The 23,373-nt window shown below is 58.1% G+C and carries 25 protein-coding genes; 13 read left to right on the top strand and 12 right to left on the bottom strand.

What is annotated here, in order from left to right; genetic code table 11:
• Position 1 precedes the first annotated feature (1 nt).
• From hypD to V1572_RS20495, 7 genes are all read left to right on the top strand, one after another.
• A complete protein-coding gene (gene hypD, locus V1572_RS20465; RefSeq protein ID WP_395299543.1) occupies positions 2–1,123 on the top strand; it encodes a hydrogenase formation protein HypD in 1,122 nt (373 codons plus the stop codon).
• Entirely contained in the window at positions 1,120–2,130 is a 1,011-nt protein-coding gene (hypE, locus tag V1572_RS20470) for a hydrogenase expression/formation protein HypE (RefSeq protein WP_395299544.1), read from the top strand. The genes hypD and hypE overlap by 4 nt, the downstream gene beginning before the upstream one ends.
• A gap of 55 nt (positions 2,131–2,185) precedes the next feature.
• The gene (gene flhA / locus V1572_RS20475; protein WP_196346630.1) at positions 2,186–4,258 is read left to right on the top strand and encodes a formate hydrogenlyase transcriptional activator FlhA; all 2,073 of its coding nucleotides are present in this window, start codon (positions 2,186–2,188) and stop codon (positions 4,256–4,258) included.
• Between the two features lie 154 nt (positions 4,259–4,412).
• The gene (locus tag V1572_RS20480) at positions 4,413–5,411 is read left to right on the top strand and encodes an ABC transporter substrate-binding protein (RefSeq protein WP_048029226.1); all 999 of its coding nucleotides are present in this window, start codon (positions 4,413–4,415) and stop codon (positions 5,409–5,411) included.
• Entirely contained in the window at positions 5,411–6,448 is a 1,038-nt protein-coding gene (locus tag V1572_RS20485; protein ID WP_045908496.1) for a FecCD family ABC transporter permease, read from the top strand. Before V1572_RS20480 ends, V1572_RS20485 begins: the two co-directional genes overlap by 1 nt.
• Positions 6,448–7,209, top strand: coding sequence for an ABC transporter ATP-binding protein (locus V1572_RS20490; protein ID WP_196346629.1), 762 nt, complete (start codon positions 6,448–6,450; stop codon positions 7,207–7,209). Before V1572_RS20485 ends, V1572_RS20490 begins: the two co-directional genes overlap by 1 nt.
• 16 nt (positions 7,210–7,225) lie before the next feature.
• Positions 7,226–8,446 carry an MFS transporter gene (locus V1572_RS20495; RefSeq protein ID WP_167213715.1) on the top strand — a complete coding sequence of 407 codons (1,221 nt, stop codon included), beginning with the start codon at positions 7,226–7,228 and terminating at the stop codon, positions 8,444–8,446.
• Between the two features lie 5 nt (positions 8,447–8,451).
• Here V1572_RS20495 and V1572_RS20500 read toward each other — a convergent pair whose 3' ends face one another.
• Positions 8,452–8,796, bottom strand: coding sequence for a nitrous oxide-stimulated promoter family protein (locus tag V1572_RS20500; RefSeq protein WP_045418265.1), 345 nt, complete (start codon positions 8,794–8,796; stop codon positions 8,452–8,454).
• A 175-nt stretch (positions 8,797–8,971) separates the two neighbouring features.
• On the opposite strand from V1572_RS20500, the gene V1572_RS20505 reads away from it, so the two are divergent.
• Both V1572_RS20505 and mutS read left to right on the top strand, forming a co-directional pair.
• Complete coding sequence (locus V1572_RS20505) at positions 8,972–9,202, top strand: SymE family type I addiction module toxin (RefSeq protein WP_045908493.1); 231 nt, start codon at positions 8,972–8,974, stop codon at positions 9,200–9,202.
• A 113-nt stretch (positions 9,203–9,315) separates the two neighbouring features.
• Positions 9,316–11,877 carry a DNA mismatch repair protein MutS gene (gene mutS / locus V1572_RS20510; RefSeq protein WP_395299545.1) on the top strand — a complete coding sequence of 854 codons (2,562 nt, stop codon included), beginning with the start codon at positions 9,316–9,318 and terminating at the stop codon, positions 11,875–11,877.
• A gap of 137 nt (positions 11,878–12,014) precedes the next feature.
• On the opposite strand, the gene V1572_RS20515 is transcribed toward mutS, so the two are convergent.
• The 3 genes from V1572_RS20515 to V1572_RS20525 are packed head-to-tail and all read right to left on the bottom strand — an operon-like array spanning position 12,015 to position 14,266.
• A complete protein-coding gene (locus tag V1572_RS20515) occupies positions 12,015–12,236 on the bottom strand; it encodes a non-oxidative hydroxyarylic acid decarboxylases subunit D (RefSeq protein WP_003862116.1) in 222 nt (73 codons plus the stop codon).
• 10 nt (positions 12,237–12,246) lie between these two features.
• Positions 12,247–13,674, bottom strand: coding sequence for a non-oxidative hydroxyarylic acid decarboxylases subunit C (locus V1572_RS20520; protein WP_048029223.1), 1,428 nt, complete (start codon positions 13,672–13,674; stop codon positions 12,247–12,249).
• Positions 13,664–14,266 (bottom strand): non-oxidative hydroxyarylic acid decarboxylases subunit B, encoded by a 603-nt coding sequence (locus tag V1572_RS20525; protein WP_008499595.1) that lies wholly within the window; start codon positions 14,264–14,266, stop codon positions 13,664–13,666. The genes V1572_RS20520 and V1572_RS20525 overlap by 11 nt, the downstream gene beginning before the upstream one ends.
• Positions 14,267–14,438: 172 nt before the next feature.
• On the opposite strand from V1572_RS20525, the gene V1572_RS20530 reads away from it, so the two are divergent.
• Positions 14,439–14,846 carry a MarR family winged helix-turn-helix transcriptional regulator gene (locus V1572_RS20530; RefSeq protein WP_023294441.1) on the top strand — a complete coding sequence of 136 codons (408 nt, stop codon included), beginning with the start codon at positions 14,439–14,441 and terminating at the stop codon, positions 14,844–14,846.
• Here the strand turns inward: V1572_RS20530 and V1572_RS20535 are convergent.
• Positions 14,843–15,730, bottom strand: coding sequence for a LysR family transcriptional regulator (locus V1572_RS20535; protein ID WP_196346711.1), 888 nt, complete (start codon positions 15,728–15,730; stop codon positions 14,843–14,845). The two genes, V1572_RS20530 and V1572_RS20535, sit on opposite strands and share 4 nt — an antisense overlap.
• Before the next feature lie 108 nt (positions 15,731–15,838).
• Here V1572_RS20535 and V1572_RS20540 point away from each other — a divergent pair, with 108 nt between their 5' ends.
• On the top strand, positions 15,839–17,041 hold the full coding sequence (locus tag V1572_RS20540; protein ID WP_196346628.1) for an MFS transporter: 1,203 nt from the start codon (positions 15,839–15,841) through the stop codon (positions 17,039–17,041).
• Entirely contained in the window at positions 17,038–17,418 is a 381-nt protein-coding gene (locus V1572_RS20545; RefSeq protein WP_063622361.1) for a DUF4440 domain-containing protein, read from the top strand. The genes V1572_RS20540 and V1572_RS20545 overlap by 4 nt, the downstream gene beginning before the upstream one ends.
• A 52-nt stretch (positions 17,419–17,470) precedes the next feature.
• Here V1572_RS20545 and rpoS read toward each other — a convergent pair whose 3' ends face one another.
• Both rpoS and nlpD read right to left on the bottom strand, forming a co-directional pair.
• Positions 17,471–18,463, bottom strand: coding sequence for an RNA polymerase sigma factor RpoS (rpoS, locus tag V1572_RS20550; protein WP_008499600.1), 993 nt, complete (start codon positions 18,461–18,463; stop codon positions 17,471–17,473).
• Positions 18,464–18,522: 59 nt separating this feature from the next.
• Entirely contained in the window at positions 18,523–19,596 is a 1,074-nt protein-coding gene (nlpD, locus tag V1572_RS20555) for a murein hydrolase activator NlpD (RefSeq protein WP_240613108.1), read from the bottom strand.
• Here nlpD and V1572_RS20560 point away from each other — a divergent pair.
• Positions 19,538–19,669: a peptidase gene (locus tag V1572_RS20560; RefSeq protein ID WP_369751013.1), complete on the top strand. Its 132-nt coding sequence runs from the start codon at positions 19,538–19,540 to the stop codon at positions 19,667–19,669. The two genes, nlpD and V1572_RS20560, sit on opposite strands and share 59 nt — an antisense overlap.
• Before the next feature lie 94 nt (positions 19,670–19,763).
• Here the strand turns inward: V1572_RS20560 and V1572_RS20565 are convergent, their stop codons facing one another.
• Genes V1572_RS20565 through ispD form a run of 5 tightly spaced genes read right to left on the bottom strand, consistent with a single transcriptional unit; the run spans position 19,764 to position 23,361 of the window.
• Positions 19,764–20,390: a protein-L-isoaspartate(D-aspartate) O-methyltransferase gene (locus V1572_RS20565; protein ID WP_008499604.1), complete on the bottom strand. Its 627-nt coding sequence runs from the start codon at positions 20,388–20,390 to the stop codon at positions 19,764–19,766.
• The gene (gene surE, locus V1572_RS20570) at positions 20,384–21,145 is read right to left on the bottom strand and encodes a 5'/3'-nucleotidase SurE (RefSeq protein WP_021241911.1); all 762 of its coding nucleotides are present in this window, start codon (positions 21,143–21,145) and stop codon (positions 20,384–20,386) included. The genes V1572_RS20565 and surE overlap by 7 nt, the downstream gene beginning before the upstream one ends.
• A complete protein-coding gene (gene truD, locus V1572_RS20575; protein WP_104950218.1) occupies positions 21,126–22,175 on the bottom strand; it encodes a tRNA pseudouridine(13) synthase TruD in 1,050 nt (349 codons plus the stop codon). Before truD ends, surE begins: the two co-directional genes overlap by 20 nt.
• Positions 22,172–22,651 (bottom strand): 2-C-methyl-D-erythritol 2,4-cyclodiphosphate synthase, encoded by a 480-nt coding sequence (ispF, locus tag V1572_RS20580; RefSeq protein WP_008499607.1) that lies wholly within the window; start codon positions 22,649–22,651, stop codon positions 22,172–22,174. Before ispF ends, truD begins: the two co-directional genes overlap by 4 nt.
• Positions 22,651–23,361: a 2-C-methyl-D-erythritol 4-phosphate cytidylyltransferase gene (gene ispD, locus V1572_RS20585; protein WP_048029219.1), complete on the bottom strand. Its 711-nt coding sequence runs from the start codon at positions 23,359–23,361 to the stop codon at positions 22,651–22,653. The genes ispF and ispD overlap by 1 nt, the downstream gene beginning before the upstream one ends.
• Between the last annotated feature and the right edge of the window lie 12 nt (positions 23,362–23,373).

Raw genomic sequence — 23,373 nt, forward strand, 5'->3', positions numbered from 1 at the left:
CATGCGTTACGTTGATGAATACCGAGCGCCGGAGCAGGTGCTGCAGCTTATCGGCCTCCTGAAAACGCGCGCAGCGCGGCTGGACTACACGAAAGAAAGGCCGCTGCGGATCATGGAGGTGTGCGGCGGGCACACGCACGCGATCTTCAAATTTGGCCTCGACCAGCTGCTGCCGGAGAACATTGAGTTTATCCACGGCCCCGGCTGCCCGGTCTGCGTGCTGCCGATGGGGCGCATCGACAGCTGTATTGAAATTGCCAGCCAGCCCGACGTCATTTTCTGCACCTTTGGCGACGCGATGCGCGTGCCGGGGAAAAATGGTTCGCTGCTGCAGGCGAAAGCGCGCGGCGCAGACATCCGGATCGTCTATTCGCCGATGGATGCCCTGACGCTGGCAGCGGATAACCCCGCGCGCAAGGTGGTGTTTTTTGGCCTGGGGTTTGAAACCACCATGCCCGCCACCGCCATCACGTTGCAGCAGGCGAAAGCGCGCGGCGTCGATAACTTTTTCTTCTTCTGCCAGCACATTACGCTCATCCCCACCCTGCGCAGCCTGCTGGAAGAGCCAGGCAACGGCATTGACGCCTTTCTGGCACCGGGCCACGTCAGCATGGTGATTGGCACAGACGCCTACGGTTTTATCGCTGAACAGTACAATCGTCCGTTAGTGGTGGCTGGTTTCGAACCACTTGATCTACTGCAAGGTGTCACCATGCTGGTTGAGCAGAAAATAGCGGCCCTGAGTACCGTGGAAAATCAGTACCGCCGCGTGGTGCCGGATGCGGGAAATGAACGAGCGCAGCAGGCGATAGCCGACGTGTTTAGCGTTGAGGGCGACAGCGAATGGCGAGGCCTGGGGCTGATTGCTGAATCCGGCGTGCGCCTGGCGCCAGCCTATCGCGCGTTCGACGCCGAAGCGCATTTCCGCCCGCAGCCGCAGCAGGTTTGCGACGATCCCCGGGCACGCTGTGGCGAGGTGCTCACCGGCAAATGCAAACCGCATCAGTGTCCGTTATTTGGCAATACCTGTAATCCGCAAACGGCGTTTGGGGCGCTGATGGTCTCCTCCGAAGGGGCGTGTGCCGCGTGGTATCAGTATCGCAACCAGGAGAGTGAAGCATGAATACGGTTGAAATGGCGCACGGCAGCGGCGGACAGGCGATGCAGCAGCTGATTAACCGGCTGTTTATGGAGGCTTTTAACAACCCCTGGCTCGCCGAACAGGAAGACCAGGCGCGCATTGACCTCGCCACCCTCACCGCCCAGGGCGACAGGCTGGCCTTCTCCACCGACAGCTACGTCATTGATCCGCTGTTCTTCCCGGGCGGCGATATCGGCAAGCTCGCCGTCTGCGGCACGGCGAACGACGTCGCCGTCAGCGGCGCCCTCCCGCGCTACCTCTCCTGCGGGTTTATCCTTGAAGAGGGATTACCGATGGAGACGCTCACGGCCGTAGTCAACAGCATGGCGCAGACCGCGCGCGAGGCGGGGATAGCTATCGTCACCGGCGACACAAAAGTGGTGCAGCGCGGCGCGGCCGACAAGCTGTTTATCAACACCGCCGGCATGGGGGCGATCCCCGCCGATATTCACTGGGGTGCGCAGCGCCTCAGCGCGGGCGACGTGCTGATCGTGACCGGCACGCTGGGCTGCCACGGGGCGACCATCCTGAACCTGCGCGAAGGCCTGGGGCTGGACGGCGAACTGCGCAGCGACTGCGCGGTACTCACCCCGCTGATTCAGACGCTGCGCGGTTTTCCCGGCGTGAAGGCCCTGCGGGATGCCACGCGAGGCGGTGTCAACGCCGTGGTCCATGAGCTTGCGGCAAGCTGCGGATGCGGGATTGAACTCACCGAGCGCAGCCTGCCCGTTAAGCCCGCCGTTCGTGGGCTTTGCGAACTGCTGGGGCTGGACCCGCTCAACTTTGCAAACGAAGGCAAGCTGGTGATTGGCGTTGAACGGGCCGCGGCACAAGCCGTTCTTGAACAGCTGCAGGCTCATCCGTCAGGAAAAGAGGCGGCAATAATTGGTGAAGTGGTTGAGCGCAAAGGGGTGCGCCTGACCGGACTTTATGGCGTGAAGCGCACGCTGGATCTGCCGCACGCTGAACCCTTACCCCGTATTTGCTAGGCCGCGCCACAAGCGACCAGCATGGATTTTTTGCTCGTTTCTACTGGAAAGCACTATGCCGTATACACCGATGAGCGATCTTGGACAGCAGGGCCTGTTTGACATTACGCGCACACTTTTACAGCAGCCCGATCTCGGTGCGCTGAGCGATGCCCTGACGCGGCTGGTCAGGCAGTCGGCGCTGGCCGACAGCGCCGCGATTGTACTGTGGCATAGCGGAACGCACCGCGCGAGCTACTACTCAACGCGTGACAATGGCAAAACGTTTGAATACGAAGACGAAACGTATCTCGCGCATGGCCCGGTGCGCCGCATTCTCTCCCGACCTGAAGTGCTGCACTGTAACTTTAAGGAGTTCCGGCAGGCGTGGCCGCGGCTCGCGGAGAGTAACCTCTATCAGCCGTTCGGGCATTACTGCATGCTGCCGCTGGCAGCAGAGGGTCAGATTTTTGGCGGCTGTGAGTTTATCCGCACGACCGACCAGCCGTGGCGGGAGGCGGAATACGAGCGCCTGCATACCTTTACCCAGATTGTGGCCGTCGTCGCGGAGCAGATCCAAAGCCGCGTGACCAATAATGTGGATTACGACCTGCTGAGCCGCGAACGCGACAACTTCCGCATTCTGGTCGCCATCACCAACGCCGTACTGTCACGGCTCGATATGGACGAGCTGGTCAGCGAAGTGTCGAAAGAGATCCATCACTATTTCAAAATCGATGCCATCAGCATCGCGCTTCGCGGCCATCGCAAGGGCAAGCTGAACATCTACTCTACGCATTATCTCGATGAAGCCAACCCGGCACACGAGCAGAGTGAAGTGGATGAAGCGGGGACCCTTTCGGAACGGGTCTTCAAAAGCAAAGAGATCCTCCTGATCAACCTCAACGAACAGGATCCGGTGGCACCGTACGAGCGGATGCTGTTTAACACCTGGGGCAATAAAATTCAGACCCTGTGCCTGCTGCCGCTGATGTCCGGCAACACCATGCTGGGCGTGCTTAAGCTGGCGCAGTGCGAGGAAGGCGTCTTTACCACCGCCAACCTGAAGCTGCTGCGACAGATCGCCGAGCGTATTTCCATCGCCCTGGATAACGCCCTCGCCTATCAGGAAATTCATCGTCTGAAGGAGCGGCTGGTGGATGAGAACCTGGCCCTGACCGAACAGCTCAACAACGTGGACAGCGAGTTTGGTGAAATCATCGGACGTAGCGACGCCATGTACAACGTGCTCAAGCAGGTTGAGATGGTGGCGCAAAGCGACAGCACGGTACTGATTCTGGGCGAAACCGGTACGGGTAAAGAGCTGATTGCCCGCGCCATCCACAACCTGAGTAACCGCAACAGCCGTCGGATGGTGAAGATGAACTGCGCCGCGATGCCCGCAGGGCTTCTGGAAAGCGACCTGTTCGGCCACGAACGAGGTGCCTTTACCGGGGCAAGCAGCCAGCGGCTGGGCCGGTTTGAGCTGGCGGACAAAAGCTCGCTGTTCCTCGACGAAGTGGGCGATATGCCGCTGGAGCTACAGCCGAAACTGCTGCGCGTCCTGCAGGAGCAAGAGTTTGAACGTCTTGGCAGCAACAAGCTTATCCAGACTGACGTGCGGCTGATTGCCGCGACCAACCGCGACCTGAAAAAGATGGTCGCCGACCGCGAGTTTCGCAGCGATCTCTACTATCGCCTGAACGTGTTCCCGATCTTCCTGCCGCCATTGCGCGAGCGCCCGGAAGATATTCCCCTGCTGGTCAAAGCGTTTACCGCCAAGATCGCGCGTCGGATGGGTAGAAATATCGACAGCATTCCTGCCGAGACGTTACGTACCCTTTCCTCGATGGAGTGGCCCGGCAACGTGCGCGAGCTGGAAAACGTCATCGAGCGTGCGGTGCTGCTGACGCGCGGAAATGTCCTGCAGCTCTCACTGCCTGAAGTGACGCTACCTGACGTGAGCGTGCCCGCCGCCGAGACAGCGAAAGAGGGAGAAGATGAATATCAGCTCATTATGCGCGTACTCAAAGAGACCAACGGCGTGGTCGCCGGGCCGAAAGGTGCCGCCCAGCGTTTAGGGTTAAAACGTACTACCCTGCTGTCGCGCATGAAACGTCTCGGGATCGATAAAGAGAGCCTGGTTTAAGCCCCCCAATCCGGCGGTGTTGCTCTGACACCGCCTTTCGTTACCCTGCGCAATTGTCCCTCATTGACACAAAATCGTTTCCTCTGTATAAAATTCCGCCTTAATAATGAGTTTCATTTGCATCAATAATAATATTAATCAAGGGTAGCGTTTCATGAAGAAGGTCATCTGCGCGTTAGGCCTGGCGGTTGCGTCGGTCAGTTCTGCTCTGGCAACCACATATCCTCTGACCATTGAAAACTGTGGCTATAAAGAGACATTCACCAAAGCGCCGGAACGCGTCGTGGCCCTGGGTCAGAATACCGTCGAAATCTTGCTCCTGCTGGGGCTGGAAGATAAGGTGAAGGCCAGCGCCTTCTGGCCGACGAAAGTGTTGCCGCAGCTCGCGGAACAGAACGCAAAAATCAAAACCCTGACGGTTGAAATCCCTACCCTTGAATCCGTGCTTGCGCAAAATCCCGACTTTGTCCCCGCCCAAACGCCGCTGTTGCTGGGGCCGGAAAGCAAGGTCGCAAAACGCGACGATCTGATGACCCTGGGCGTGAACAGCTACGTGTCCCCGGGCATGTGCGCGACCAAAAAAGCCACGGGCGATATGTACGGCAGCCGCCAGAAACTGTGGGATATGACGTATCTCTATCAGGAGATTGAGGATTTCGCCAAAATCTTTAACGTTGAAGACCGCGGTCAGGCCGTGATTGCCGATTTCAAAAAACGTGAGGCCGACCTGCGTAAGGAATTCGGCAAGAACAAAAAAGACCTCTCGTTTGTCTTCTGGTTCTCCAGCTCATCCCCCTCTGCGGACGCCTACGTAGGCGGTAAAAATAGCCCCTCCGGGTTTATTGCGAGCCTGATGGGCGGGCATAACGCCATCACCTCCGAGACCGAATGGCCAACCGTGGGCTGGGAGAGCATTATTGCCGCCAATCCGGATGTGATTGTGGTCTCCAGCCTGGACCGCAACCGCTGGGCGCTGGATAACGCGGAAGAAAAAATCAAATTCCTGAAGAGCGATCCGGCCGTCAGCCAGCTGGACGCCGTGAAAAAAGGCCACATCGTGGTGATGGACGGCCAGGCCATGAACCCGACGATTCGCACGATTTACGGGGCTGAGCAGGTCGGCGAACAGCTCAGAAAGCTGGGGCTGAACTGATGACAATCGCCGTTCTTCAGGCCCGGCAGAGCCTGGTTCTGACGACCTCGGCTTTGCTCGCCCTGGTACTGCTATTTCTGGTGATCGCCCTGAGCGTCAGCGTCGGCGAGCTGTCCATCCCGCTGGATAACGTGTTTTACGCCATCAGCAATAAAATGGGGCTCACCGAGGTTCCGCTCACTCGCATCTATGAAAGCGTCATCTGGGACTTTCGCCTGAGCCGCGCGCTGGTGGCGGCCTGCTGCGGCGCGGGGCTGGCCATCTGCGGTGCCGTATTGCAGAGTTTGCTGAAGAACGCGCTGGCGGAACCCTACGTGCTCGGCGTGTCCGCGGGCGCGTCGACCGGGGCGGTTTCTGTTGTCGTATTGGGGATCGGCACCGGTGCGGTCTCCCTTTCTGCCGGGGCATTCGCCGGGGCATTCGCCGCGTTTGCGTTTGTCGCGTTTCTGACGAACGGCGCGCGCGGCGGGAATGAACGTACTATTCTGGCAGGCGTCGCCGCCTCGCAGCTTTTCAACGCCATTACCGCCTACACCATCAGCACCTCCGCCAGCGCCCAGCAGGCGCGCGACGTGATGTTCTGGCTGCTGGGCAGCTTCAGCGGCGTACGCTGGCCTGAATTCCAGCTGGCACTGGTCGTGGTGCTGATTGGGTTAGCCATTTGCCTCTACTATTCCCGGGCGCTGGATGCCTTTACGTTCGGTGACGACGCCGCCGCGTCGCTGGGCATTGCCGTTCCCTGGGTGCGCCTGGCGCTCTTTACCACCACCGCGCTGATTACCGCAACCATCGTCAGCATGGCGGGGTCAATCGGCTTTGTCGGGCTGGTGGTGCCGCACGTGATGCGTTTCCTGTTCGGGCCGCTGCACCGCACGCTGCTTATTGCCAGCGCGCTGGCAGGCGCGATCCTGATGGTGCTGGCAGACATTGCCTCACGCATGCTGATAGCACCGCAAAGCCTGCCTGTCGGCGTGGTCACCGCGCTGGTTGGCGTCCCCTTCTTTGCCGTGATTATCTACCGTTCAAGGAATAAGTGATGAGCATCTGTGCGGAAAATATTACCTGGAAGGTCGGCAAGAAAGTCATCGTTAATGACGTCTCGCTGAAGGTGTCACGGGGCGAAACGGTAGGACTGCTTGGCCCTAACGGCTGCGGTAAATCGTCTCTTTTACGTATCCTCGCGGGGCTGCGTCGCCCGGATGCTGGCTGCGTCACCCTGGACGGACAGGACATTACCCGCATCGCCAAAAAACAGCTTGCCCGCCGGGTCGCCTTCGTGGAACAGCACGGCATGACTGACGCCAATATGCGCGTGCGCGACGTGGTGAAACTTGGACGTATTCCGCACCACTCCGCCTTTTCCAACTGGAGCACGCACGATGACGAGACCGTCACCGCCGCTCTACAGCGCGTGGATATGCTGGATAAAAGCGACCAGGGCTGGCTGAGCCTCTCCGGCGGCGAGCGTCAGCGCGTCCACATTGCCCGCGCGCTGGCCCAGACCCCGACGGAAATCCTGCTGGATGAACCGACCAACCACCTGGACATTCATCATCAGATGCAACTGATGCAGTTGGTCAGTGAATTACCGGTCACCAGCATTGTCGCCATCCACGATCTCAACCACGCTTCGATGTTCTGCGACTCGCTGATTGTGATGCAGAAAGGGCACATTGTGGCGACGGGAACACCGCAGGACATCCTGTCCGAGTCGCTGCTCTGGGACGTCTTCCGGGTCAAAACCAAAATTGAGATCTCACCGTTCCATGGCAAAAAGCACATTCACTTTATCGTTTAGGGGCGAGTGAACAACGATGCCCCTTCGCCCTGCCACCACGCTCTGGCCGCCCGTCTTACTGGGTAGCCAGTTTGTTTTTAACATTGGCTTTTACGCCGTTGTTCCCTTCCTGGCGATATTCCTGCGCGACGACATGCTGCTCTCCGGCGGGCTGATCGGGCTGATCCTCGGCCTGCGCACCTTCTCTCAGCAGGGGATGTTTATCGTCGGCGGTGCGCTCTCGGACAGGTTTGGCGCGAAAGTTGTTATCCTGAGCGGCTGTATTGTTCGCGTTGCGGGGTATCTGCTGCTGGCGTTCGGAGGATCGCTGTGGCCGATTATTCTGGGCGCGTGTCTGACAGGCGTGGGCGGCGCGCTGTTTTCTCCGTCGATTGAAGCATTGCTGGCGAAAGCGGGCACGCACAGCGAGGCGAAAGGTAAACGAAGCCGGGCGGAGTGGTTCGCGCTCTTTGCGGTCTGCGGGGAACTCGGTGCGGTACTGGGCCCGGTTGCCGGCGCCCTGCTCACCGGCCTGGGCTTTCGCCAGGTAGCGCTGGCGGGAGCAGGGGTCTTTATCGTTGCGCTGGTGGTGCTCTACTTTTGCCTGCCCGCGTCACGCCACGCCTCGCGGACGCTGAAGCTCGTTCCCTGGTGGACGACGTTCCGCCAGCCCCGCTTTGTCGCCTTTATTATTGCCTATAGCTCGTGGCTTTTGAGCTATAACCAACTCTATCTGGCGCTGCCGGTAGAGATCCAGCGTTCCGGCGGTAACGAGAAAGATCTCGGCCCGCTTTTTATGCTGGCCTCTGTCCTGATCGTGGCGTTACAGCTGCCGCTGGCGCGTTTCGCCCGCCGCGTGGGCGCGGTGAGGATCCTGCCGGTGGGCTTTTTGCTGCTCTCCGCCGCCTTTGCAAGTGTGGCAATGTTTGCGTCGACGGCACCGCCAGAGGGCTGGCTGCGCCTGCTGCCGTCGGTCTGTTTCGTGACGCTGTTGACGCTGGGGCAGATGCTGCTGGTACCCTCGGCAAAGGATCTGATCCCAAGGTTTGCCGAAGAGTCCACGCTGGGGGCGCACTATGGCGCACTCGCCACCGCTGGCGGAGTCGCGGTCCTGACGGGGAATTTGCTGTTTGGCAGTCTGTTGGATCGCGCCCTGGTGCCCTCCACGCAGGCGATGCTCCCCTGGCTGCTGCTGGCCCTCTTTCCGCTCTGCAGCGCGCTGGCCATGAACCTGATTTGCCGCCCGCTCAGAAGCTGAACCGGTCACTTTTTCGGACGATACTTTTCCGGCAGTTCCGGTACGGGACGACGATCATCCATCAGATGACGGACGGTCAGAATGGGGTGACGCCAGAGCATTCGCGGGCCTGCCCAGCGCATAATTTGCTTCATCTCTTCGCGTTTGGCAGGCTGGTAGCAGTGGACCGGACACTGTTTACAGGCGGGCTTTTCCTCCCCGAAAACGCATTTATCCAGGCGCTTATCGGCATAGGCATTTAGCGCCTGATAGTGCCCCTCTTCCGCAGAGGCCTGAGGACACTGCTTCTGATACAGCGCGATCATTTTCGCGATGGTCTCTTTTTCGCGTGAAATTCGTTTACCGGACATAGCGACTTACCGAACAATAAAGTGCAAAAATAATACACCTTTCAATGCAGAATTTCAGTTTTTGCATGCGGTTTTCTGAAGCCTGATTCCAGTTTTAGCCCTGCACCGCCCGACAATCACTGGTATTTTATACAGGCATCAGTAATGACTTTTATCCGTGTTATCGGGAGACCCTATGCAAGAACTTGCTATCAACAAACCCTATCGCCATTTAACAGTGGGATATTTCAGAAAGCGCCATGAAGACCGCAATACCAAGATACCGAAGCGCTACAGCGTGCATGCGGCGCTGAGCTTAAAAGGAGACTGGCTTGAACAGGCAGGGTTTACCACCCACTCCCGGGTTCGCGTGGGCGTTGAGCATGGAAAAATAGTCATTGAGTTAATGTCGGAAGATGCCTCGTAAAGCGACGACATTTTTCTGCGCCGTACCTTTTTTTCATGCGACAATAGAAGGAACAAACGGCCACTGAGCCGCTCAAAACGGTTTATATTCAAAGAAATGGACATCATAACTCCATGAGCACACTCGACAATTTCGACGCACATACGCCGATGATGCAGCAGTATCTGAAGCTGAAGGCACAGCATCCGGAAATCCTGCTGTTTTACCGTATGGGCGATTTTTACGAGCTGTTTTATGACGATGCTAAGCGTGCATCGCAGCTGCTCGACATCTCGCTGACCAAACGTGGCGCATCAGCAGGTGAGCCCATCCCGATGGCAGGCATTCCGCACCATGCGGTAGAAAACTACCTGGCGAAACTGGTGAATCAGGGTGAATCTGTCGCCATCTGCGAACAGATCGGCGACCCCGCGACCTCAAAAGGTCCGGTGGAACGCAAAGTCGTGCGCATCGTCACGCCAGGCACCATCAGTGATGAAGCCCTGCTTCAGGAGCGCCAGGATAACCTGCTGGCCGCGCTCTGGCAGGACGGCAAAGGGTTTGGCTACGCGACGCTGGACATCAGCTCCGGGCGTTTTCGTCTGAGTGAACCGGCCGATCGTGAAACGATGGCAGCCGAACTGCAGCGCACCAACCCGGCAGAATTGCTCTACGCCGAAGATTTCGCCGAAATGGCGCTGATTGAAGGTCGTCGCGGGTTGCGCCGCCGTCCGCTGTGGGAATTCGAAATTGATACCGCGCGCCAGCAGCTGAATCTGCAGTTTGGCACCCGCGATCTGATTGGCTTTGGCGTTGAAAATGCCCCGCGCGGTCTGTGCGCGGCCGGTTGCCTCCTGCAGTACGTGAAAGATACCCAGCGCACTGCCCTGCCGCACATTCGCTCTATCACCATGGAGCGCCAGCAGGACAGCATCATCATGGATGCCGCCACGCGCCGTAACCTGGAGATCACGCAGAACCTGGCGGGAGGTGTAGAAAATACGCTTGCGTCGGTCCTGGACAGTACGGTCACGCCAATGGGCAGCCGTATGCTGAAACGCTGGCTGCATATGCCGATTCGCGATACCGCAACGCTGGTTTGCCGTCAGCAGACGATTGCCGCCCTGCAGGATCGGTATACCGAGCTGCAGCCTGTCCTGCGCCAGGTGGGGGATCTGGAACGTATCCTGGCCCGTCTGGCGCTGCGCACGGCGCGACCCCGCGACCTCGCGCGGATGCGTCATGCTTTCCAGCAGTTACCGGAACTCCGTGCGCAGCTGAGCGACGTTGACAGCGCGCCGGTACAGAAACTCCGCGAAACCATGGGTGAATTTACCGAACTCCGCGAGCTGCTTGAACGCGCCATTATTGATGCGCCTCCGGTTCTCGTGCGTGATGGCGGCGTGATTGCTCCGGGCTACAACGAGGAACTGGACGAATGGCGCGCGCTGGCCGACGGCGCGACAGACTACCTTGATAAGCTGGAGATCCGCGAGCGCGAGCGTCTTGGGCTCGACACCCTGAAAGTGGGTTATAACGCGGTTCACGGTTACTACATTCAAATCAGCCGCGGGCAGAGCCACCTGGCGCCGATTCACTACGTGCGCCGCCAGACGTTGAAAAACGCTGAACGCTATATCATTCCCGAGCTGAAAGAGTACGAAGACAAAGTCCTCACCTCGAAAGGGAAAGCGCTGGCGCTGGAAAAACAGCTCTATGAAGAGCTGTTCGACATGCTGATGCCGCACCTGGCCGACCTGCAGCTGAGCGCCAGCGCGCTGGCGGAACTGGACGTGCTGGTGAACCTGGCAGAGCGCGCGGAAACGCTGAACTACACCTGCCCGACCTTTACCGACAAGCCCGGCATTCGTATTACCGAAGGCCGTCATCCGGTGGTCGAGCAGGTGCTAAACGAACCGTTCATCGCCAACCCGCTGAGCCTGTCGCCGCAGCGAAGAATGCTGATCATTACCGGTCCGAACATGGGCGGTAAGAGTACCTATATGCGTCAGACGGCGCTGATTGCCCTGCTTGCCTATATCGGCAGCTACGTTCCGGCGCAAAACGTGGAGATTGGCCCCATCGACCGTATCTTTACCCGTGTTGGAGCTGCGGACGATCTGGCGAGTGGTCGCTCAACCTTCATGGTCGAAATGACTGAAACGGCTAACATTCTGCATAACGCGACGGAGCACAGCCTGGTGCTGATGGACGAAGTCGGACGCGGAACGTCAACCTATGACGGTTTGTCGCTGGCATGGGCCTGTGCGGAAAGCCTCGCGAATAAAATCAAGGCCATGACGCTGTTCGCCACCCACTACTTCGAGCTGACGCAACTGCCGGAGAAAATGGAAGGGGTGGCTAACGTCCACCTTGATGCGCTGGAGCACGGCGACACCATCGCCTTCATGCACACGGTGCAGGATGGCGCGGCAAGCAAGAGCTATGGTCTGGCCGTTGCGGCGCTGGCTGGTGTACCGAAAGAGGTGATCAAACGCGCGCGTCAGAAACTGCGTGAACTGGAAAGCCTGTCACCGAATGCGGCGGCGACGCAGATTGACGGAACGCAGATGTCGCTGCTGGTACCGGCGGAAGGGACATCGCCTGCCGTGGAAGCGCTGGAAAACCTCGATCCGGATTCGCTGACGCCACGTCAGGCGCTGGAGTGGATTTATCGCCTGAAGAGTCTGGTTTAGTTTTCTGCGATCTTTGCCCGGTGGCGCTGCGCTTATCGGGCCTACGGTTTTTGTAGGCCGGGTAAGGCGAAGCCGCCACCCGGCAAAACAGACCGCACGATGTTATCGCCCGGTAAGCGCAACGCCACCGGGCTTTTTTACAGCAGCGGCGGGATTGTCGGCACCTGCGGCGCCTCATCGATATCCTTCTGCGTCATGCGGAACGCTTCCGGGTAATGTTCGCGGCTGGTACGACGCAACGGTTCGGTATCGCGCCAGGTATACAGACAATGCTGGCACTGATAAACGGTCCAGACCCCTTTCACCGGTGACGTCGCCATCACTTCAATATGCTCATCGGCACAACGTGGACAAATCATCTTTTCCTCCTTATTGGCGTGCAGCCAGCATCGCGGTCAGTTTTTCAGCCCAGGCTTTGGTTTCGGGGAGATCCTGTACCGGCTGGCTATAGTGGCCCCGGGTATCCGGTGCGACAGGCGTGGTCGCATCGATAATCAGTTTGTCGGTAATACCCGCAGGACTGGATCCAGGATCCAGTTCCAGCACCGACATATTCGGCAACTGCACCAGATCGCCTGCCGGGTTAACCTTCGACGACAGTGCCCACATCACCTGCGGGAGGTTGAACGGGTCGACATCCTCATCCACCATGATCACCATCTTCACGTAGCCCAGGCCGTGTGGTGTGGTCATGGCGCGCAAGCCGACCGCGCGGGCAAAACCGCCGTAACGCTTTTTGGTGGAGATAATCGCCAGCAGGCCGTGGGTGTACATCGCGTTCACCGCCTGCACTTCCGGGAACTCCGCTTTCAGCTGCTGGTAGAGCGGCACGCAGGTGGCTGGCCCCATCAGATAATCAATCTCGGTCCACGGCATACCGAGATAAAGGGATTCGAAAATCGGTTTGGTGCGGTAAGAAACTTTGTCGATACGCACAACCGTCATGTTACGGCCACCGGAGTAGTGCCCGGTAAACTCGCCAAACGGACCTTCAATTTCGCGCTTACGGCCTTCAATCACCCCTTCCAGGATCACTTCAGAACCCCAAGGCACGTCGAAGCCGGTCAGCGGCGCGGTAGCAATCGGATATGGGCTTTCACGCAGCGCGCCGGCCATTTCATACTCTGACTGGTCGTATTTCAGCGGCGTCGCGCCCATCAGGGTAATGATCGGATCGTTGCCGAGGGTAATAGCAATCGGCAGGTCTTCGCCGCGCTCTTCGGCTTTGTGCAGATGCAGAGCGATATCGTGCATCGGTACCGGCTGCAGGCCGAGCTTGCGCTTGCCCTTCACTTCCATGCGGTAGATGCCGACGTTCTGCTTGCCGAAGTGATCCGGGTCAAGCGGATCGCGCGAGACGACGCACGCTTTATCGAGATAGAAACCCCCGTCGCCGTCGTTCAGACGGAACAGCGGCAGAATATCGAACAGGTTAATGTCTTCACCGTCCACCGTATTCTGCGCCCAGGCCGGATTGGCGCGGCGCTCTGGCGCAATCGGGAATTTATCCCAGCGGCGAATAAACTCGTCGATCTGCTTTTTCACCGGCGTGTTCGCAGGCAGCCCCATCGAGATGGCATGGTTCTGCCAGGAGCCGATAGTGTTCATCACCACGCGGGCATCGGTAAACCCGCGAATGTTGTCGAACCACAGCGCGGGCGCGCCGTCACCGATGCGACCGGTCGCGTTGGCTGCCGCCGCCAGATCCGGCTCGGCGTTTACCTCTTCCTCAATTTTCAGCAGTTGCCCTTGCTCATCGAGCGCCTGCAGGAAGCTTCTCAAATCATCAAATGCCATCTTTATTCTCCTGTGAAAAATGTTTCGCCTCCCGCAACCCGTTCCAGCGGCGCGCCTTTTTATGCTCCAGACCAAACTGGTCAAGCACGCGAGTCACAATATGCTGGGTAATGTCATCGGCGGTTTGCGGGTGGTTGTAATACGCAGGCATAGGCGGCACCATCGCCACGCCCATGCGGGAGAGCGCAAGCATATTCTCCAGATGAATGGTGCTGAGCGGCGTTTCACGGGGCACCAGCACCAGTTTGCGCCCCTCTTTCAGCACCACATCCGCCGCACGGCCCACCAGCCCTTCGGCATAGCCCGCGCGGATCCCGGCCAGCGTTTTCATGCTGCAGGGAATGACGATCATGCCGTCGGTACGAAATGAACCGGAGGAGATGGTGGCGGCCTGGTCAGCCGGGCTGTGGACGACGTCAGCCAGCGCAGCAACGTCCTGCGCGGTGTAAGGGGTTTCCAGTTCAATGGTGGTTTTTGCCCACTTCGACATCACCAGATGCGTCTCTACTTCCGGCATTTCCCGCAGCGCCTGCAGCAGCGCCACGCCCAGCGGAGCACCCGTTGCTCCCGTCATTCCCACGATTAATCTCATTCAGCACCTCAATTAATTTGTTCGTACACGAACATTATGAGTAAACTACTCCCGGATCGATTTCCTGACAAGATTGTTCGTATACGATCACACGAATTGCTAAAAAATGCCGCGTTAAAATCTAAAGCAAGAGCGGCTATCATAGAGGGAGATTTTTTCCGTCGGAGTGTTCATGGAACTAAGACAAGAGGCGTTCCACCTGTTACGTCAGCTTTTTCAACAGCATACCGCCCAGTGGCAACATGCATTACCGGAGCTGACCAAGCCGCAGTATGCGGTGATGCGCTCTATTGCCGAGCATCCAGGCATCGAACAGGTGGCATTAACTGAAGTCGCGGTCAGCACGAAAGCGACCCTGGCGGAAATGCTCAGCCGCATGGAGGCGCGCGGGCTGGTCAAACGCGAGCACGACCCTGCGGATAAGCGCCGTCGCTTTGTCTTCCTCACGCCAGAAGGTGAGGCCCTGCTTGCAGACTGTAAGCCGGTAGGCAATGAGGTTGATGAGGCCTTTTTAGGCCGTCTAAACAAGGCCGAGCGGGAGCAGTTCTCGGCTCTCATCAAAAAGATGATGCACGATTAATTCACGCTGGTGCGCATAAAATCGATAAAGGTGCGCACTTTCGCTGACACATGCCGGGCATCAGGATAGACCGCATAGATGCCCTGCCGCGCAAAACTATACCCCGGTAAAACCGTCACCAGCGTTCCCGCATCAAGCGCATCGCGCACCAGCCATTCCGGCAGTAACGCCACGCCACCGCCTGCGAGCGCAAAAGCCATTAGCGACTGAGCGCTGTCGGCAAACAAACGCGGCGCTTTTTTTATCTCCAGCATGTCAGGCACACCACGGGCATCTTTCATCTGCCAGCGCAGCGGCGAGGCCAGGCGCTCGTGGATGATCCAGTCGGCTTGCGACAGCTGCGCAAGCGATTCGATCGGGTTTCGCGCAAGCCACTCGGGCGTTGCGACGGGGAGAATAGAAAAGTGAGAAATCAGTGCGGCGTGGTTGCGTGAATCGACAAGCGTGCCAAGTCGGATGGCCACGTCAAAACGCTCCGAGATAAGATCAGCATGCAGTGACGACGAAGCATGTCGTACGCGAAGATCCGGGTGCTGCTGGCTAAATCTGGCCAGCAGCGGCACCACGACCCGGGCGCCATATTCAGGCGTGGTCGTGATCCGCAGTTCGCCGGTGAGCCCCGCATGGTTCGCGCGGACATCATCCTGCAGCCGTTCGGCGTCCTTCAGAAGCGCCACGCTGCGCTGATGAAACAGCGCGCCCGCCTCGGTTAACGTCAGTCGACGGGTGGAGCGCAGCAGCAGCGTAACGCCCAGCTCATCTTCAAGCTGGCGAATATTGAAGCTGATGACCGCTTTTGTCAGCCCCATCGCCTCGGCAGCCGCCGTAAAACTGCCAGTGTCGGCCACTGCGATAAACATCTGCGTCCGCTGTAGGTTAATCATCATCTCGCCCGACACTGTCAAAATATTTTTGACAGTATATCGCGCTTTGTCAGGTTTATCCGTGATTCCCAAGCCGATACGATACGCCACCTCACCGGAGGAGCCACCATGACGTATCGCAGCAAAATTGCCGTTGTCTATCTGCTGGGCTTTTTTCTTGATTTGATCAACATGTTTATTGCCAGCGTCGCCTTTCCGGCAATGGCTCACGCCTTTACTGCCACGCCTTCTGCGCTTGCCTGGGTCAGTAACGGGTATATTGCCGGTCTGACGCTGGTGATCCCGTTCAGCAGCGTGCTCACGCGCCGCATCGGGCCAAAGCGCGTCATCCTGTTTTCGCTTTTTCTGTTCAGTGCCGCCTCTGCTGCGGCAGGCACGTCGGCAACGCTTGAGAGTCTGATCGCCTGGCGAGTGCTTCAGGGCGCAGGAGGAGGCTTACTGATCCCGGTCGGACAGGCGCTGACCTGGCAACAGTTCAGGCCGCACGAGCGGGCCCGACTCTCCTCAGCGGTGATGCTGGTTGCGTTGCTTGCCCCGGCCTGCTCCCCGGCTGTCGGCGGCGTGCTGGTGCAGACGCTGGGCTGGCGATGGATCTTTTTCGCCACGCTCCCGGTGGCTATTGTGACCTTTGTTCTGGCCTGTCTGTGGCTTAAGCACGAAAAACCCACGATGAACGCGGCCAAACTGCTAAACCTGACCTTGCTCGCGGACCCGCTTTTGCGATTTTCCATGCTTGTCTATTTATGCGTCCCCGGCATATTTATTGGGGTGAACGTCACGGGCATGTTTTATCTTCAGCACGAGGCGAACATGAGCCCTGCCGTAACGGGAATGCTCATGCTGCCGTGGTCTGTGGCATCGTTTCTCGCCATCACGGCGACGGGACGTTATTTTAACCGTATCGGCCCCCGGCCGCTGATCGTCATCGGCTGCCTGTTGCAGGCGGCGGGTATTCTGCTTTTGATTGACGTCAGCTCGTCAACACTGTTGCCTGCCGTCGCGTTTACCCTGATGGGCGCGGGAGGAAGCCTGTGCAGCAGTACGGCTCAGAGCAGCGCGTTTCTGACAATGCGCCGGGACGAGATGCCGGATGCCAGCGCGCTGTGGAATCTCAATCGTCAGCTGAGCTTTTTTGCCGGTGCCCTGCTGCTTGCGCAGGTGCTGAACCTGGCGCAGGCGTGGCTGACACCTCACGCCGCCTGGCACGGGATGTTTATTTTTGCTGCAGGCATGACCTTGCTGCCTGTACTGTACGTTTTTCGTCTTAACAATACGCAGATGCTAAACCCGCTGCGACAGGAGAATTCATGACGCCTTTCGAACACGACATTATCGACCTCCACATTGCGCTTGAAGACTGGTTAGGCAAAGGTGAAGGCGATCCCGACGCTCTGCTCGCCCGTTTCCGTCCCGATTTTTTGATGATCCCGCCGGGCGGTGTGCAGATCGACTATCGCGGCCTGGCCAGTTTTCTGGAAAAACAGCGTGGAAGCCGTCCCGGGCTGAAAATTGTCATTGACGAATTAACCACGGTCCAGAGCGGCGAACGGGGTGCAGTGCTTCACTACCGGGAGACGCAAACCCGGCCAGACCTGCCCGTCAACGTGCGTTGGTCGACCGCGGTGCTCAGTCAGGAAGGCGACAAAATAACGTGGCGTCTGCTGCACGAAACGGCGGCACAGCCGTAACACAAAAGAAAAAGGCCCGTCTCACGACGGGCCTTTTTTGACGAAAGGTTGCTTATTCGCGGAACAGCGCTTCGATATTCAGACCTTGCCCCTGCAGGATTTCACGCAGGCGGCGCAGACCTTCAACCTGAATCTGACGAACACGTTCACGGGTCAGGCCAATTTCGCGGCCGACGTCTTCCAGTGTCGCAGCTTCATACCCCAGTAAACCGAAACGACGTGCCAGCACTTCACGCTGTTTGGCGTTCAGTTCGAACAGCCATTTGACGATGCTCTGTTTCATGTCATCGTCCTGCGTGGTGTCTTCCGGACCGTTATCTTTTTCATCGGCCAGGATGTCCAGCAGCGCTTTTTCGGAGTCGCCACCCAGCGGGGTGTCAACGGAGGTAATGCGCTCGTTGAGACGCAGCATACGGCTTACGTCATCAACCGGTTTATCGAGTTGTTCGGCAATTTCTTCTGCGCTTGGCTCGTGGTCCAGCTTATGGGACAACTCGCGTGCGGTGCGCAGATAGACGTTCAACTCTTTGACAATGTGGATCGGCAGGCGGATCGTACGGGTCTGGTTCATAATAGCCCGTTCGATGGTCTGACGAATCCACCAGGTCGCGTAGGTTGAGAAACGGAACCCGCGTTCCGGGTCAAACTTCTCAACTGCACGGATGAGACCTAAGTTGCCCTCTTCAATCAGATCCAGCAGAGCCAGACCACGATTGCCGTAACGGCGGGCAATTTTCACGACCAGTCGCAGGTTACTTTCAATCATGCGACGACGCGAGGCAACATCACCACGCAAAGCACGACGTGCGAAATAGACTTCTTCTTCGGCCGTTAGCAGTGGGGAGTAACCAATCTCCCCAAGGTAAAGCTGAGTCGCGTCCAGTACACGCTGTGTGGCACCCTGCGATAACAGCTCTTCTTCAGCCAAATCGTTATCACTGGGTTCCTCTTCTACTAAGGCTTTTTCGTCAAAAGCCTCTACTCCGTTCTCATCAAATTCCGCGTCTTCATTTAAATCATGAACTTTCAGCGTATTCTGACTCATAAGGTGGCTCCTACCCGTGATCCCTGAACGAGACACCCTGGCTGGCATGCCCCGTCAAATTATCGCTGCGGCAAATACTGCAGCGGGTTTACGGATTTCCCCTTGTAACGAATTTCAAAATGCAAGCGTGTAGAACTGGTTCCGGTGCTACCCATGGTAGCGATTTTTTGCCCCGCCTTAACTTCTTGTTGTTCCCGGACCAGCATTGTGTCGTTATGGGCGTAGGCACTCAGGTAATCATCGTTATGTTTGATGATAATAAGATTACCGTAACCGCGCAGAGCGTTACCGGCATACACAACGCGTCCATCTGCGGTCGCGATGATAGCCTGTCCTTTACTCCCTGCGATATCGATCCCTTTATTTCCCCCTTCGGAGGAAGAGAAGTTTTCGATAACCTTGCCGTCAGTCGGCCAGCGCCATGCAGAAATCGGCGAACTGGAGGTCATACTGCTGGCAGTCGGTTCAGTAGAGCTAACCACAGGTGCCGTAACCGGTGCTGTGACAGCAGTCGCAGTCCCTTTATTATTCGGCAACATTTTGTTAGCAGTCTGATCACCTGAATCCTCAGAATACGTAATTACAGGTTGTGAAGCAACCACCGTGGTGGATTTTTGTGCAGGCTTAACGCTGTTATTTTGAGCCGTCACATCGGCCGCTGAAACCGTGTTGCCAGGCGTAAGCGGCGTACCCGTCGCGTTGCCCACCTGGAGCGTTTGCCCGACTTCCAGACCATATGGGGCCTGGACGTTGTTGCGCTGCGCGAGGTCACGGAAATCGTTCCCGGTGATCCACGCAATGTAGAACAGCGTATCACCGCGTTTCACGGTATAGGTGCTGCCACCGGTGTAGCTACCTTTCGGAATGTTCCCATACTGGCGATTATAGACTATGCGGCCATTTTGGGTCTGAACAGGTTGTTCAACTGGCTGAACCTGCATTGGCTGTGTAACAGGATGTTGCACAGGCTGAATTTGTGGCGTTTGCTGCGGTGCAGCCGTCCCCATTTTAGGTGGCGGCGTGATTAACATTCCGCTGGACGTGTTACCGGAGCCGCTGTTTCCGCCGACGGAACTGACGGGCGCAGGCGCGTTGTTAGAACTTGTACAGCCTGCCAGCCAGAGCGAAACCAGTGATAATGCCGCAACACGGCTGATGGTGAATTTAGGGCTTCCCGCGCTCATTTATCCCCCAGGAATGTGTTAACTACCAGTGACTTAAAATTTACCGTGATGGCACGAATCTTTCGCGCCACACCATACGCTGAATTTGCCTCAATAACCCTGGATAATTCCGAGTCTCAGGCCAACTCCCCCTTCACCAGAGGCACAAAGCGCACGGCTTCCACGGTGTCGATAATAAACTCGCCGCCGCGCCGACGAACGCGCTTCAACAGCTGCTGCTCGTCCCCGACAGGCAGAACCAGAATGCCTCCCTCGTCCAGCTGCGACAACAGGGCTGCTGGAATTTCAGGCGGGGCCGCCGTCACGATGATCGCGTCAAACGGGGCACGAGCCTTCCAACCCTGCCATCCATCACCGTGTCGTGTCGAAACATTATGTAAATCAAGTTGTTTCAGGCGACGACGCGCCTGCCACTGTAAACCTTTAATCCGCTCAACGGAGCAAACATGATGCACCAGATGCGCCAGGATCGCGGTCTGATACCCCGACCCGGTGCCAATCTCCAGCACGCGGGAGTCGGGCGTCAGCTCCAGCAGCTCCGTCATGCGAGCCACCATGTAAGGCTGCGAAATCGTCTGGCCCTGCCCGATGGGCAGCGCCACGTTTTCCCACGCTTTGTGTTCAAACGCCTCGTCTACAAATTTCTCACGCGGAACCAGGGCGAGCGCTTCAAGCACGTGCTCGTCGCGGATCCCCTGCGCGCGTAGTTGTTCCAGAAGAGTTTGTACACGTTTGTTTACCATTGCGCGTTCACTCCTGCGCGATCCAGCCAGCCCGACACCACATCATGCGCGCTATACGCGGTTAAATCTACGTGCAGCGGGGTAACCGAAACATAGCCTTCCTCCACGGCGGCAAAGTCGGTATCCGGACCCGCATCGCACTTATCGCCGGGAGGGCCGATCCAGTAAAGCGTGTTGCCGCGCGGATCCTGCTGCGGGATCACCTGATCGGCAGGATGTCGACTCCCGCAACGGGTGACGCGGATGCCTTTAATTTCATCAAGAGGAAGATCCGGCACGTTGATGTTGAGGATGCGTCCGGTACGCAACGGCTCACGGCCGAGCGCCCGCAGGATCGAACAGGTCACCGCGGCGGCGGTGTCGTAGTGCGTGTAGCCGTTCAACGAGACCGCCAGCGCCGGGAACCCCAGGTGACGTCCTTCCATTGCGGCCGCCACGGTGCCGGAGTAAATCACGTCATCGCCGAGGTTAGGCCCGGCGTTAATGCCGGAGACGACGATATCCGGACGCGGCCGCATCAGCGCGTTCACGCCCAGAAAAACACAGTCGGTTGGCGTGCCCATCTGTACGGCAATATCGCCATTTTCAAAGGTAAAGGTGCGAAGCGACGACTCCAGCGTCAGCGAGTTAGACGCTCCACTGCGGTTACGATCGGGTGCCACAACCTGCACATCCGCAAACTCGCGGAGGTGTTTCGCCAGGGTCTGAATGCCTGGCGCGTGGATCCCGTCATCGTTACTCAGCAATATTCGCATAATCACCCGAGGTGTTGATAAGTTCCCTGACAACACTGGTGGCAAAGCTGCCTGCCGGCAGCCAGAAGCGTAACTCGACGGTCACGTCATCCCACCAGTTCCAGCTTAACTGCTGCGGATAGAGCAGCATCGCTCGGCGTGCCGCGTCGACTTTTTCCCGCACCAGCAAGGACTGCAATTCTGGCGCATCCGCCACGGCTGACTGCTCGGCGGCCAGGGCCTCCCCTTGGGTTCCCCAGTCGCCCGTGCCAGGCAACGCGGCGGTGATCAGCAGCCCTTTTGCGTCCACGCGCGACTGGACATCGGCCATCTCTTCGGCCGTTGCCACAAACCAGCTTCCGCGTCCCGCTAATTGTAGCGCATCGCCAACAACAACTTGATTCGCGTCCGGTTTTTTCAGCCTTTCGCTCACAATCTGATTAAACAACGCACTGCGGGCCGCCGACAACCAAAAACTGCGTTTATTCCTGTCCCGCACCGGCGCGTCGCTTTGCGCCCAGCGCAGTGCGCCCTGCAGGTTGCTGCCGCCAATGCCGAAACGTTGCGCGCCAAAGTAGTTCGGTACGCCGCGGTCACTGATGGCGTTCAGACGTTTTTCAACGTCTTCACGATCAGTCACTTCGCGCAGCACCAGCGTAAACGCGTTGCCTTTCAACGCCCCCAGACGCAGTTTGCGCTTGTGGCGGGCATATTCCAGTACCTTACAGCCCTCAAGCTCAAATTTGCTTAAATCAGGCATCGTATTGCCGGGAACGCGCGCGCAGAGCCACTGTTCGGTGACGGCGTGTTTATCTTTCTGCCCGGCAAAGCTCACCTCGCGGGCATGAATTTTGAGAAATTTTGCCAGCGCGTCGGCCACAAAGCGGGTATTGCAGCCATTTTTCAGAATACGCACCAGGATATGTTCGCCTTCGCCATCCGGCTCAAAGCCCAGATCCTCGACCACGAGGAAATCTTCAGGGCTGGCTTTCAGCACCCCGTTCCCCTGCGGTTTGCCATGCAGATATGTCAGGTTGTCGAAGTCTGTCATTTGCTCGCCTTCACCAGCAGCGCCACGGCTTCACAGGCAATCCCTTCGCCACGACCGGTGAAACCCAGCTTCTCGGTCGTCGTCGCTTTGACGTTCACGTCGTCCATATGGCAACCCAGATCTTCTGCGATAAACACGCGCATCTGCGGAATGTGCGGCAGCATTTTCGGGGCCTGGGCGATAATCGTCACGTCGACGTTGCCAAGGGTGTAGCCTTTCGCCTGGATGCGGCGCCACGCTTCGCGCAGCAGTTCACGGCTGTCTGCCCCTTTAAACGCCGGATCGGTGTCCGGGAACAGCTTGCCGATATCACCCAGTGCGGCCGCGCCCAACAGCGCGTCGGTCAGCGCATGCAGCGCCACGTCGCCATCAGAATGCGCCAGCAGCCCTTTTTCATAAGGAATGCGCACGCCGCCAATGATAATTGGGCCTTCACCGCCAAAGGCGTGTACATCAAAACCGTGTCCAATTCGCATTATGCCTTCTCCTGATGGGTCAAACGGGTAAGATAAAATTCCGCGAGCTGTAAATCTTCCGGACGCGTCACTTTAATATTATCAGCACGTCCTTCAACAAGCGTTGGGTGGAAACCGCAGTACTCCAGCGCAGAGGCTTCGTCCGTAATGGTCGCACCTTCGTTAAGCGCGCGCGTTAAGCAGTCGTGGAGTAATTCGCGGGGGAAAAATTGCGGCGTCAGCGCGTGCCATAGATCGACGCGATCGACGGTGTGGGCGATAGCCCGTTTGCCCGGCTCGGCACGCTTCATGGTGTCGCGCACGGGGGCGGCCAGAATGCCACCCACTTTGCTGGTTTCGCTCAACGCCAGCAGGCGAGCGAGATCGTCCTGATGCAGGCACGGACGCGCCGCGTCATGCACCAGTACCCACGGCGCGTTACCGGCAGCCTGAATGCCTGCCAGCACGGAATCGGCGCGCTCGGCACCGCCATCGACAACGGTAATCTGTGGATGATTTGCCAGCGGTAGCTGCGCGAAGCGCGCATCGCCCGGGCTGATAGCGATGATCACCCGCGTCACCCGCGGGTGCGCCAGCAGCGCCGCCACGGCGTGCTCAAGGATCGTTTTATCGCCAATAGAGAGGTATTGCTTGGGACATTCTGTCTGCATGCGCCGGCCAAAACCTGCGGCCGGCACCACGGCGCATACGTCCGAAAAAGTTACTGCCATGTCGTAATCCTG

Source organism: Enterobacter quasiroggenkampii, from assembly GCF_043972695.1.
Classification (GTDB): domain Bacteria; phylum Pseudomonadota; class Gammaproteobacteria; order Enterobacterales; family Enterobacteriaceae; genus Enterobacter; species Enterobacter quasiroggenkampii.